This window comes from Fodinibius sp., from assembly GCF_041642155.1.
Taxonomy (GTDB): domain Bacteria; phylum Bacteroidota; class Rhodothermia; order Balneolales; family Balneolaceae; genus Fodinibius.
In genome coordinates, this window is the sequence record NZ_JBEPWZ010000070.1 from 1 (window position 1) to 12146 (window position 12146).

At 53.6% G+C, this 12146-nt stretch carries 7 protein-coding genes; 6 read left to right on the forward strand and 1 reads right to left on the reverse strand.

Features of this window, described 5'->3' with window-relative positions; genetic code table 11:
• Nucleotides 1-848, reverse strand: an 848-nt coding sequence (gene pncB / locus ACESLU_RS06285) for a nicotinate phosphoribosyltransferase (protein ID WP_372636692.1), incomplete at its 3' end; no start/stop codon positions are given.
• A gap of 568 nt (nt 849-1416) precedes the next feature.
• Between pncB and ACESLU_RS06290 the strand changes: the two genes are divergently transcribed.
• From ACESLU_RS06290 to ACESLU_RS06315, 6 genes are all read left to right on the forward strand, one after another.
• Nucleotides 1417-3033, forward strand: coding sequence for an Ig-like domain-containing protein (locus ACESLU_RS06290; RefSeq protein ID WP_372636695.1), 1617 nt, complete (start codon nt 1417-1419; stop codon nt 3031-3033).
• A 30-nt stretch (nt 3034-3063) separates the two neighbouring features.
• Nucleotides 3064-5664 carry a bifunctional lysylphosphatidylglycerol flippase/synthetase MprF gene (gene mprF, locus ACESLU_RS06295; protein WP_372636698.1) on the forward strand — a complete coding sequence of 867 codons (2601 nt, stop codon included), beginning with the start codon at nt 3064-3066 and terminating at the stop codon, nt 5662-5664.
• Between the two features lie 434 nt (nt 5665-6098).
• Complete coding sequence (locus ACESLU_RS06300) at nt 6099-9644, forward strand: methylmalonyl-CoA mutase family protein (protein WP_372636701.1); 3546 nt, start codon at nt 6099-6101, stop codon at nt 9642-9644.
• 17 nt (nt 9645-9661) lie between these two features.
• On the forward strand, nt 9662-10480 hold the full coding sequence (locus ACESLU_RS06305) for a prolyl oligopeptidase family serine peptidase (protein ID WP_372636703.1): 819 nt from the start codon (nt 9662-9664) through the stop codon (nt 10478-10480).
• Nucleotides 10481-10666: 186 nt separating this feature from the next.
• The gene (locus tag ACESLU_RS06310; RefSeq protein WP_372636706.1) at nt 10667-11056 is read left to right on the forward strand and encodes a 6-pyruvoyl tetrahydropterin synthase family protein; all 390 of its coding nucleotides are present in this window, start codon (nt 10667-10669) and stop codon (nt 11054-11056) included.
• Between the two features lie 235 nt (nt 11057-11291).
• Nucleotides 11292-11942 (forward strand): 7-carboxy-7-deazaguanine synthase QueE, encoded by a 651-nt coding sequence (locus tag ACESLU_RS06315; RefSeq protein WP_372636708.1) that lies wholly within the window; start codon nt 11292-11294, stop codon nt 11940-11942.
• Nucleotides 11943-12146 lie beyond the last annotated feature (204 nt).

Consider the following 12146-nt stretch of genomic DNA (forward strand, 5'->3'; position numbering starts at 1 on the left):
TTTCGCGCCTTGCGGGCAAAGTAGGCCAGGTCCCCGCTGTCGAGCCGGATTCCCTTCAGGCGGTGTCCCTTCTCTTCCAGCTCTTTGGCCACGGTGATGGCATTCGGTATTCCACTTTCGAGGGTACTGTAGGTATCCACCAGCAGGATACAGCTATCGGGATAGAATTCCGCATATTTCCGGAAAGAGGTGAGCTCATCCTCAAACGACTGAATCCACGAATGGGCCATCGTCCCGCTGGCAGGAGTGCCGTGTACAAAAGAGGAATAGGTATTAGAGGTGGCTTCCGCTCCTCCTATGATGGCGGCCTTGCTGGCCTGTATCCCGCCGTAGCCCTGCGCCCGGCGAAGTCCGAAGTCGATCACCTTGCGGTCGCCCGCGGCATACTTCATGCGCGAAGCCTTGGTGGCAATAAGTGATTCGAAGTTGAGAATATTAAGGATCAGGGTTTCCAGCAGCTGCGTTTCTATGATTGAGCCTTCCACCCGCAGAATGGGACTATAGGGAAAGACGAGCTCGCCTTCCCGCGGCGCCATCACATCAATCTTGAGCCGGAAATCCCGCAGGTAACGCAAAAATTCTTCCCGGAATCCCTGCTCGGACAGGTAATCCAGTTCATCTCCGTGAAACCGGAAATCATCGAGGATCGCAAGCAGATCCGACAATCCGGCAAAGACGACATAGCCCCCGTCAAACGGCAGGTCCCGGAAAAAATAGTCGAAGCACGCCCGTTCATCTTTTCGTCCCGCCAGAAAATAGCCCTGCGCCATTGTCAGTTCATAAAAATCAGTGTAGATAGCGGGGTGTTCCAGCAGAGACGGTTGTTTTCGGGGATGAACGAGGTTCATATTAGCAGTGTATTAAATTATGTTTTTGTCAAGATACATAATACAACGGATAAGATGTAACTATTCCGTTGTGTTTTTGGTGTTAAGATCGTGAAGTTCAAAGTTTTAAAGTATGAGAGGTCTTTGAAAAGCCAGTCCCGAAGCATCGGGAAATACCAACCCCTGAGCGATTTCAAAACCGCAGAGTATATTATGCAGAGTATATTATATAGACTACAGGTGAGGATGTTGAAATCGCGAATATGCAGAGATTGGGCAAAACAACGGTTTTGCACAGGTCTTTATGAAGGAGAAAGACCTGGGTTCGGAGCTTGTCTTAAATAGGTACACCGATGATTGGTTAACTATGCAGTCCGATGGATAAATGGAGCTATTGCAATTGTTAATCTTGATAACCTGTTTCTCTTTTATCTCGTATTTGGAATGCTGGATTCTGAATTTTGACTGCTCTGTCATCTTCCATCGGGAATCTGCCCCTTTGATTATCAGTCAAAAAGAGATCGAAAAATTTGTATCTTTGACGGGAAATAGAAAATGAAGGAATGACCATTCAGTGAATAACCATCAGATGACAGCGGTTTTAATTGGTCCGGCGCTGGCCGTCGCGCTTCTGTTCTGCGCCTGCGCCACCCCCTCCTCACCTACGGGCGGTCCGCGGGACGAGGAAGGTCCCACTATTGTCAGAACCGAGCCGGAGACCGGCACTACGAATTTCAGCGAACGCAGTATTGTCTTTCATTTTTCGGAGTTCGTGGAGCGTTCCTCCCTGCCGCAGGCGATCGTGGTGGAACCGGATATCGGCATCGAGTATGAGCTGGACTGGGGACGCAAGTCGGTGGAGGTGGTATTCACCCGGGAGATCCCGGATTCCACCACGCTGATTGTAACCATAGAAACGGATCTTCAGGATACGAACGGAAATGATATGGCATCCCCGCATAAAACAGCGGTCTCGACGGGACCCGAGATCGACGAGGGCAAGCTTTTTGGTCGTGTGATTGATGCCGGGACGGGGGAAGGCAATGAAGATCAGCGTATTTTGCTATACCGCGAGCCGGTGGACCTCACCCGGACAGCCAACTATATCGCTTCCACGGATACCAGCGGCTCTTTCCAGTTTGAATACCTGAGCCCGGGCCGGTACAAAGCCTTCTGGGTGGACGACCGCAACCGCAATAAAATATGGGAGCCCGAGCAGGAGCGAGCCCAGCCTTTTAACAGGGAATTTATGGAGCTTGCCAAAGCCGGGGAAGATACGCTGGGGACGATCTTTGTGACGGCTGTTGATACGACGAAGCCTGTGTTGCAGGGCGTGGGACTTTTTTCATCGCAGCGAATGCGGATGCGCTTCAGCGAGAATATCCAGCTGACGGACAGCTCGGCCCTTACGGTCACGGATACCCTCGGGAATGCCCTGACAGAAGCCGTCCCGCTTTATGTCACGCCGGATGATCCTTTCGTCCTGTTTGCCCACAGCGAGCAGGCATTGTCAGAATCGCAAAGCTACTCCCTCGATACCCGGGGGATTGTAGATGAAGCCGGCAACGGAGTGGCCGAATACTCCCAGACGTTTACCGGGTCGGCCCAGGAAGATACCACGATACAGCGCATTATCACCCGCAATAACCTGACCGGCTATTATCCCGCCGACACCGTGGAAGTCATTTACGCAAAGCCTATTGAGGAACCGATAATACGTGATTCTCTGAAGGTGGTGGAGGGATCGGAGCTGGTGGAGTCGTGGCCAAGGGTGGAAATCCGGGATAATATCTTAAAGATCGCCCCGGACACCCTCTGGCAGGAAAAAATGGATTACGAACTGCGGATTTGGGATCCTATTATTGAGGATTACCGCAAGCTACAGCCCCGGATCTGGAATAAATCCCAGTTGGGGAATCTCCATGTGGCAACGGAAGATACGACGGGGGAAGAGGACATTGTCCTACAAATCAGGAATGAAGAATCGGATATCAGGCGGGATACAGTCTTTACCGGCGAGGCCGAAATCGGTTCGCTGCCGGCGCTCAATTATACGGTCATCGCTTACCGGGACCAAAACGGGAACGGGCAATGGGATTTTGGCCAGGTTTCGCCTTTCCGGGCCCCCGAACCATACTTCATCCAGCGGGAGGTTCCGGTGGAAGAAGGCATGACGGGCGATCTGACGATCTCTTTTTCACGGTAATTCAAGCAGCATAACCTCTTACGGTTTTTGATGAAGAAGATTCTTAAAAAGTTAACGCCGTTTATCAGCATTATTTTTTTCGGCTTCGCCCTCTGGTACCTGGACCAGGAGCTGCGGCATTACCAGATCTCTGAGATCACCGCCCAGCTCTCGGAGATCCCGAATCTCTATATCCTGATCTCCCTGTTCCTCTCATTTCTGAGTTACGTCATTCTCACGGGCTACGATGCGCTGGGACTGGAGTATATCGGGGAGCGGCTGGAAGCGGGCAAAATCATACGGGCTGGCTATGTGGGCTATGCGTTCAGTCATAATATGGGAATGGCGCTCCTTACCGGGGGATCGATCCGGTACCGGATTTACTCGGCCTGGGGATTTTCAGGCATGCAGGTAACCCAGATTGTCGGCTTTAGCGCTTTCACGCTCTGGATCGGTTTCTGTGCCGTGGGAGGATTGGCTCTGCTGTTTGCCACTCCTGAGATGCCCGGCGAGGTCGTGATCCCCTACCTGTCGTTTCGGGTCCTGGGCATTCTGCTGCTGATGATGGTCGTGGGGTATGTCTGGGCCAGCGCGAAGGTCCGAAAGGAGCTCACCTATAACGACTGGTCCTTCACCTTTCCCAACCTGAAACTGGCGGTGAAGCAGGTAGCGATCGCTTCGGTCGACTGGCTGATGGCGGCCGCGGTTTTGTATGTACTGCTCCCGGGAGGGGAAATCAGTTTTTTCAGTTTTGTAGGAATCTTCCTGCTCGCTCAGATAGCGGGACTTTTCAGCCAGGTGCCCGGGGGACTGGGGGTATTTGAATCGGTGATGCTGCTCTACCTGTCCAACTTCATGCCGGCCTCGCAGGTGCTCGGCATTTTAGTCGTCTATCGCATCATTTATTACATTCTTCCCCTGCTGGTGGCGTTGATCGTACTGGGCTACCAGGAGTACCAGGTGAACCGGGAGGCGGTTCAGCAATTGGGCGAAAAAGCGACGGACTGGGTGCCCCGGGTCGTGCCGCATGTCCTGAGTTTTTCGGTATTTATCGGGGGCGCTATTCTGCTTTTTTCGGGCGCTCTGCCTTCGGAAGTACCGAGGATGCAGTGGCTTCAGCATGCCATTCCGCTGCCGGTCATTGAGATGTCTCATTTTTTTGCAAGTCTGGTAGGGGCGGCCCTGCTGGTGTTGGCCGGCGCCCTGCAGCGCCGGGTGGATGCCGCTTATCATCTGACGGTGGGACTGCTTGTGTTCGGTATCCTTTTTTCCCTGCTGAAGGGGGCCGATTACGAGGAAGCCTCCATACTGGCTGTGATGTTAACGGCCCTGATCTCTTGCCGCAAAGAGTTTCACCGCAAAACTTCTCTCTTCTCCGGCCGGTATTCCGCGCAATGGCTGACGTTGATATTTATGGTACTTATCAGTGCGGCCTGGCTTGGGGCATTCGCCTACCAGCATGTGGAGTATCAAAGTGATCTCTGGTGGGAGTTTACCCTGACGGGCGATGCACCGCGCTACCTGCGCGCAATGGTGGCGGCCTTTGGCTTCGCCGTTATCATCGGGTTGATCAAGCTTTTGCGTCCCAACCGTCCCGATATCTCTGTTGCCGGTAATAAGATCGACCGGGCCAAAGAAATTATTGCTGAATCGGACCGGGTGTTGAGTAACCTCGCGCTGCTTGGGGACAAAGAGCTGCTCTTCAGCGAATCCCGCCGCTCGTTTGTGATGTTCAGGAGAGAGGGACGAAGCTGGATTGTGCTTGGCGATCCCGTGGGGCCCCCGGAAGAGGCGGAAGAACTGATTTGGCAGTTCTATGAACATTGTTCGGAGTCCCAGGCGAAGCCCGTTTTTTACCAGGTGGGCAGCAATTACCTGGAGTACTATATGGATCTGGGGCTTACCTTCTTCAATATCGGGGAAGAGGGACGGGTCGACCTCACCTCTTTTGATGAAACAAGTCCAGATCCCGCTGTCAGGGATAACCATCGGCAGATGGCGGAGGCCGGGTATCAGTGGGAACTGCTCCCCCCCGGACAGGCCTCCGCCATGATGTCTACCTTGCGAAGGATTTCAGACGAAAATATGAAAAACCGGAAGCGACGGGAGAACGGTTTTGCCGTCGGTCATTTTAATGAACAATACCTGGAAAACTTTCCGATCGCCCTGGTCCGGAAAGGGGGACGTCCGGTGGCGTTCTCCAATATTTTGCGAAGTGGCCGTCAGGAGGAGATCTCTACCGATCTGCTGCGCTACCGGTCGCAGGTGCCTCATCGCATAATTGATTTCATGATGGTGGAAGCGATGGTATGGGGACGCAAGCAGGGATACCAGTGGTTTAACCTGGGGATGGCGCCCTTTTCGGGCAGGGATGAGCACTTTTTTTCCTCCCGTTGGAATACGGTGGCGAATTTTGTGTACACCTATGGCGAGAATCTTTACGGCTACAGGACGGTTCGCGCCTATAAGGAGAAATTCCACCCGGAGTGGAGACCGAACTATCTCGTTTGTCCCGCCGGCCTGGGCATGCCGCGTACCCTCTCAAACCTTGCCCGGTTGGTGTCCGGCGGGTTTTCAAATCCGCTGAGCGGAAAGATAGAGGGACCATCCCTGAAGGAGAAGCAAAGGCAGGAAGGGACCTCCGGTCCATAGCTTCAAAAATAGGTTCCAGCCAATAATAAGGATCAAATAACCGACCGACAGGGGCTTGCCGGATGTAGGAGACGCAGGGAACGTCAGACGATTTCGGCTCAATAAAAAGCTGTGAATTTCTTATCTTACAGAAGGCTGCTGACTGTTGAACGTTTATAGATAGCGCTACAGCTATATTCCTGTACTACTTTTTCAATTCAATATTTATAGTACCTGGGGCGTTAGAAAGGCACCAGATAGGGCTATCCGAAATAGTCGGAGACAGGCAAGCAGGAAGCAGGTGATCCGGCAGGTCCTGAATCACGCTGGTACCGGTTCCGGCATGAAACGTCAGGGGATTGATTTCGACTGATCGAAGGAATGGTAGTAAAAAGCATGATGATCTTTCGATGTGAAGCCATAAGACTAAAAAATCGACGCCAAAAACATAACCTATGTCTGAAGATACGATGACACCGGAAAAAAAGTCCGAAACCGATGGCGAGGGTTCCCCGGAAATAAAATCCCCCGCTGCCGCTGAAACGAAAGAGAAAACCGGCGACCGTCAGGCCGATATCTATAAAGCGGATCACCCGATCCGTTTTGTGACGGCTGCCAGTCTCTTTGACGGACATGATGCCAGCATCAATATCATCCGTCGTATCTTGCAGAGCAGCGGTACCGAAGTTATTCACCTGGGACACAACCGGTCGGTGCGGGAGATCGTGGACTGTGCTATCCAGGAGGATGTCCAGGGCATTGCCGTCAGCTCGTATCAAGGGGGACATATGGAATACTTTACATATATGGTCGATTTGCTGGCCGAGCGCGGTGCCTCGCATATCAGGGTGTTCGGCGGGGGCGGGGGGGTCATCGTCGAAGAGGAAATCCGGGAGTTGCACGATTATGGCGTGAGCAGGATTTTCTCGGTTGAAGATGGCAGTACCATGGGATTGCAGGGGATGGTGAATTACATGCTGGAGCAGTGCGATTTTGACACGGCCAAACTGGAGGAGGTCGACGTCGGCCGGATCCGCAAGAAAGATCACAAGATCATGGGCCGCTGTATTTCGGCCCTTGAAAACGGGCACGATGAGATGATCAGCTTCCGGGACGGCAAGCTGCTGGATGGACAAGGCGAGCCGGTGTCGCCGCCGGAGACCGCTGCCCCCATACCGGTCATCGGCATTACGGGCACGGGCGGGGCCGGAAAGAGCTCCCTAACCGATGAATTGATCCTTCGTTTTCTGACAGAATTCGAGGAGCTGAGCATCGCCGTCATCTCCGTTGATCCTTCGAAAATACGAACCGGCGGTGCCCTGCTGGGCGACCGCATCAGAATGAACAACCTGGACCCGGACCGGGTCTATATGCGGAGTCTCGCCACCCGCACCTCCAACCGGGCGACCAGCACGTCCGTTACGGGAGCGATCGAAATGTGCAAAGCGGCCGGCTTCGATCTGGTCCTTGTGGAAACCAGCGGCATCGGTCAGGGGGATACGGAGATCGTCAATATTTCCGATATTTCGCTGTATGTGATGACCAGCGAGTATGGGGCGGCTACCCAGCTCGAGAAAATTAACATGCTGGACCTGGCGGATCTCGTCGTACTTAATAAATTTGAGAAGAAAGGCTCCCTCGATGCGCTTCGGGACGTCCGCAAGCAGATGAAACGAAATCGCGGGGCGTGGGAGCTCGATGCGGGTGATATGCCGGTGTATCCGACTATTGCGGCCCAGTTTAACGACAAGGGGGTGAATCGTCTCTTTAAAGCGCTGGTCAATGAGATTAACGACTACTACCGGCTGGATTGGGAGCCGGCGATTTATACCAACCCCGAGCCGGCGGAGGATCTGCAGACCCAGGCGATTATCCCGGGCAAACGCCAGCGCTACCTGACGGAAATTTCAGAAACCGTACGCGACTATCATCGGTGGACCGAAGAGCAGGTGGAGGCGGCCGACCGGCTACACCAGGTGGAGGGGACGCTCGAGCAGGCAGAGAAGTGGGACTCGGAAGGAGATGGAGAAGGGAGAGGAGAAGCCGGCTTCAGGGAGAAGCTTGAAAAGATGCGCGAGCACTGGCTCGGTGAGCTGGACGCAAGGTGCCGGAAGATTCTGGAGGAGTGGGATGAGCTGTATGAACAGTACCGGCAGGAACAGGTGGAGGTGCAGATACGGGATAAAACCTTTAAAAACGAAATGTTCCGCGAGTCGCTGAGCGGACTGCAGGTCCCCCGCGTAGCCCTGCCCAAAACCCGGCACAGGGGAGAACAGCTGAAATTCGCACTCAAAGAAAACCTGCCGGGCTATTTCCCCTTTACCGCCGGGGTGTTTCCCTTCAAGCGCGAGGGGGAGGACCCTACCCGCATGTTTGCCGGGGAAGGGACGCCCGAACGTACCAACAAACGATTTCATTACCTGAGCGAGGGGATGCCGGCCGCCCGCCTTTCTACGGCTTTTGATTCGGTGACCCTGTACGGGGAAGACCCGGACCATCGCCCCGATATCTACGGGAAGATCGGGAATTCGGGGGTCAGTATCTGTACGCTGGATGATATGAAGAAGCTGTATTCGGGCTTTGAGCTGACCTCCGGAAAGACCTCGGTATCCATGACCATTAACGGTCCCGCCCCGATGATCCTGGCGATGTTTATGAATGCCGCGGTCGACCAGGAAGTGGAGCGATACCTGAAAGAAAACGGGCAGTGGGAAGAGGCCCGCCAAAAGATTCAAAAGCATTTCGATGAGCAGGGCGCGGCTCCCCCGCAGTACCGGGGCGAGCTGCCCGGGACCAGTGACGGATTGGGCCTGGGACTGCTGGGTGTCTCCGGCGACCGGCTGGTCGACGAGCAGACGTATAACCGCATCAGGGAGGAGACGATTTCGGTGGTGCGCGGCACCGTACAGGCCGATATCCTCAAAGAGGACCAGGCCCAGAATACCTGTATCTTCTCGACGGAATTTGCCCTGAAGATGATGGGGGACATCCAGCAGTATTTTACGGACCACGAGGTGCGCAATTATTATTCGGTATCCATATCGGGCTATCATATTGCGGAGGCCGGGGCCAACCCGATCACCCAGGCCGCGTTTACGCTGGCCAACGGCTTTACCTACGTGGAATATTATCTCTCCCGCGGCATGGATATCGATACCTTTGCCCATAATTTGTCCTTCTTTTTCAGCAACGGACTTGACCCGGAGTACGCGGTGATCGGCCGGGTGGCGCGGCGCATCTGGGCGGTGGCGATGCGGGAAAAATACGGGGCGAACAAGCGTTCCCAGAAGCTGAAATACCATATCCAGACCAGCGGACGCTCGCTGCACGCCCAGGAAATACAGTTTAACGATATCCGCACTACGCTGCAGGCGCTCCTGGCCGTTTATGACAACTGTAACTCCCTGCACACCAATGCCTATGACGAGGCCATCACGACGCCCACCGAGGAGTCGGTCCGCCGCGCCCTGGCCATCCAGCTTATTATCAACAAGGAGATGGGCACCGCCAGGAACGAGAACATCAACCAGGGCTCCTATTTTATCGAGGAGATGACCGACCTGGTGGAGGAGGCGATACTCTCCGAATTCGATCGTCTGACGGAACGGGGGGGCGTCCTGGGGGCGATGGAGCACATGTACCAGCGGGGCAAGATCCAGGATGAAAGCCTGCGCTATGAATCCAAAAAGCACAGCGGAGAGCTTCCCATTGTCGGGGTGAACACGTTCCGAAGTGAAGAGGGTGAGCACGCTGAAGAGGACAAAGAAGTGGATCTCATCCGCTCTACCACGGAGGAGAAGGAGCAGCAGATCGACAGCCTGCAGTCCTTCCGGGATCGCAATGAAGAGGAAGCGGCGGAAGCCCTCGCGCGGCTCAAGCAGGTGGCCCGGGCGGACGGCAACATCTTTGAAGAACTGATGGAGACTGTCAAGGTGGCTTCATTGGGACAAATATCCGGAGCCCTGTATGAGGTAGGCGGGAAGTATCGCCGGAATATGTAATGAATGACAAATGAATTATGAATGTAAATAAAGTATTATTCCCGGGTTTGTTACTGTTAATCAGCTTACCTGCTGTTTCCATGGCCCAGATCACCGACTTTAAGGCCCATACCTATGAGAACGGGGAGGGCAATGAGCTCAACTATCGCATGATGAAGCCCGCCGACTACGATTCGAGCAAGTCCTACCCGCTGGTGTTGTTTTTGCACGGGGCTGGGGAGCGCGGCAGCGATAACTTCAGCCAGCTCAAATGGGGCGTCCATCATTTTGCGGACCCCGGTTTCAGGAAGCAGTATCCCGCTTTTGTCGTGGCGCCCCAGGTGCCGGAAGGCGAATACTGGTCCTGGCTCGACCTGGACAGCGATTCTATTTCTTCTTCATTTGTGGCTCCCATGCGCGAGACGCCTACTGAGCCGATGCAGCTGACGATCGAGCTGCTCGAGCGGCTGCAGGAGGAGTATGCGGTAGATGCCGATCGGCTGTATGTGACGGGACTGTCGATGGGGGGATTCGGAACATTTGCCCTGATTGAACGATTTCCCGGCAAGTTTGCCGCGGCGGTACCGATCTGCGGGGGCGGGGACGCCGCCCGGGCCTTTTTGTTGAAAGAGATGCCGATATGGGTTTTTCATGGGACAGAAGACCAGGCGGTGGATGTCCGGTACTCGCGGACGATGGTCGAGGCGATTCAACTGGCGGGCGGGAGCCCGGGGTATACCGAGTACCCGGATGCGGGACATGTTGAGGCCTGGGTCCAGGCCTACCGCGATCCGACGCTCTATGAGTGGATGTTTAGCAAAAGCAAGGAGAAGAGAAAAGGGAAAAGCAATGAGTGAAAATCATATATTGAGGGCTTTGCAATACCGGTCTTTGTCCAATGCCTGTGTTACCGATCGGTTGAAATCCGCACAGAGAGGCTATATGCTGCGATACCAATTTACCCTCTGGCCTTGATCTTTCCCGATGCTTCGGGACTGGTCTTTCAAACTCCTCTGAATATATAATGACAAGGAATAATCAATATGCCCACATGGACGCTGCATACCGAATTCAAATTTGACGCGGCTCACTTCCTGGAGGAATATGACGGGAAATGCGGACGCATGCATGGACACAGTTACAAAGTGCATATAGCGGCAAAGTCGAAAAAACTCAATCCCTCGAAGTATTTGGACCGGGCGGATATGGTATGTGATTTCCATGAACTGAAATGGGCGGCGAAGGGATCCGAAAAAGGGGGACTGGATCACGCGGTGCTCAATGAGGAGTTGCCTGTCAATCCCACTGCCGAACGTATTGCAGAATTTATATATAAAGAAACGAAACGTCGTATCCCCGAAGGTATCCATTTACATATTACGATTTGGGAAACGGATACCTGCTGGGTGGAATATACCGAGGATGAGGAATAAGGGGTATTGTGAAATAAAGAACTATTCCCCGAGATAGTACTCGATGGTAGAGTACGCATGTCCTTGAATTTTTTTATAGGTTGACCTGATGAATAGCTACAGTTTACCGGCGGTTGTATTACGTACTTATGATAGCAAGGATCCTTCATTAAGACAAGATGTGATTTAACGGTTCTAATTATCTTAAATAATGGCTATTTTTAGGCGCACAGATAATAAAGACGAAACTTGTTACATGTTTAAATCACGGGACCAGCTGGAGGCGCTAATTATTACCGATGAGATGAATGCGGTGGAATACCCGCTGATGGAGGATTTCTATACCATCCAGGGCGAAGGTGCGCACAGCGGACGTCCGGCTTACTTTATTCGCACGGCGGGTTGTGACGTCAACTGCTGGTGGTGCGATGTCAGGGAAAGCTGGGATGAAGACGCCCATCCCCGCGAGACAGTGGGAAATCTCGTAGAGCGGGCTAAAGACAGCGGGGCGGAATTTGCCGTTATTACGGGGGGAGAGCCCCTGTTGCATGATTTGGATCCGCTGACGTTCAAGCTGAAACAGGCCGGGATCCAAACGCACATCGAAACAAGCGGGTCCTCTCGCTTGTCCGGCTACCTGGACTGGATTACCCTGTCCCCGAAGCGCTTTAAGGAGCCCATCGACGATATTTTTCCCTATGTGGATGAGCTAAAAGTCGTGGTACTGACCCGTAAAGATCTGGAATGGGCCGAGAAGAACGCCGAAAAATGTCCCGAAAGCACCCAGCTTTTGCTTCAGCCTGAATGGGAAAAGGAGGGTGCCGTGGAGCTGATCATCGACTATGTGAAGGAACATCCCAAGTGGGGCATCAGCTTGCAGACACACAAATTTATGGGCGTGCGGTAGCGGGTTCGTTATCCGTTATTTGTTTGTCGGGACTACCGATACCTGCCCGTATTACCCCGATTACGCAAAATACCAAACAGTCAATCAACCAACTCTAACTCACCTAAACTTAACACTCTTGTCATCCCAGGAAACTCATTCTGTCGTAATAACCGGGGCGAGCCGGGGTATCGGCCGCCGGATCGCCATAGCCTTTGCGCGGGA

What these genes read in the sequence shown, in the direction of transcription:
- ACESLU_RS06290 (WP_372636695.1), top strand. Translation starts at nt 1,417, where the DNA reads ATGACAGCGGTTTTAATTGGTCCGGCGCTGGCCGTCGCGCTTCTGTTC.
- mprF (WP_372636698.1), top strand. Translation starts at nt 3,064, where the DNA reads ATGAAGAAGATTCTTAAAAAGTTAACGCCGTTTATCAGCATTATTTTT.
- ACESLU_RS06300 (WP_372636701.1), top strand. Translation starts at nt 6,099, where the DNA reads ATGTCTGAAGATACGATGACACCGGAAAAAAAGTCCGAAACCGATGGC.
- ACESLU_RS06305 (WP_372636703.1), top strand. Translation starts at nt 9,662, where the DNA reads ATGAATGTAAATAAAGTATTATTCCCGGGTTTGTTACTGTTAATCAGC.
- ACESLU_RS06310 (WP_372636706.1), top strand. Translation starts at nt 10,667, where the DNA reads ATGCCCACATGGACGCTGCATACCGAATTCAAATTTGACGCGGCTCAC.
- ACESLU_RS06315 (WP_372636708.1), top strand. Translation starts at nt 11,292, where the DNA reads ATGTTTAAATCACGGGACCAGCTGGAGGCGCTAATTATTACCGATGAG.